The organism is Pseudomonas moorei (genome assembly GCF_008801475.1).
GTDB lineage: Bacteria > Pseudomonadota > Gammaproteobacteria > Pseudomonadales > Pseudomonadaceae > Aquipseudomonas > Aquipseudomonas moorei.
Genome location: NZ_VZPP01000045.1, coordinates 1 through 648 on the forward strand (window position 1 = coordinate 1; position 648 = coordinate 648).

The 648-nt window shown below is 62.7% G+C and carries 1 protein-coding gene; it reads left to right on the forward strand.

Going from position 1 to position 648, the window contains the following annotated elements; genetic code table 11:
* Window positions 1-648, forward strand: a 648-nt coding sequence (locus F7R06_RS30840; protein ID WP_170288743.1) for a cadherin-like domain-containing protein, incomplete at both ends; no start/stop codon positions are given.

Consider the following 648-nt stretch of genomic DNA (forward strand, 5'->3'; position numbering starts at 1 on the left):
TGTTGACGGGTACGTCGAGCGTTGACGGTCCCGTCAGCGTGGTCAGCTTCAGCATCGACGGCGTCAATGGCACTTTCACTGCGGGCCAGACCGCCACCATCGCCAACGTCGGCACCCTGGTGATCGGTGCCAACGGCGCTTACACCTTCACCCCGGACGCCAACTACAACGGCAGCGTGCCGACCGTGACCTACACCGTCACCGACGGTTCCGGCGCAGACGTTACTTCGACGTTGAATATCAGCGTCACCCCGGTTGATGACAGCTTCACCGACCTCAGCGAAAGCGTAACCACAGCCGAAGACACCGCCGTCAGCGGCAGCGTCCTCACCGGCACTTCGAGCGTCGACGGCCCGGTCAGCGTGGTTAATTTCACAGTGGACGGCACCCAGTACCAGGCCGGCAGCACAGCGACCATCGCCAACGTCGGCACCCTGGTGATCGGCGCCAACGGCGCTTACACCTTCACGCCGGACGCCAATTACAACGGCGCAGTGCCGACCGTGACCTACACCGTTACCGACGGTTCCGGCGCAGACGTTACTTCGACGTTGAATATCAGCGTCACCCCAGTGGATGACAGCTTCACCGACCTCAGCGAAAGCGTAACCACGGCCGAAGACTCCGCCATCAGCGGCAGCGTCCTCA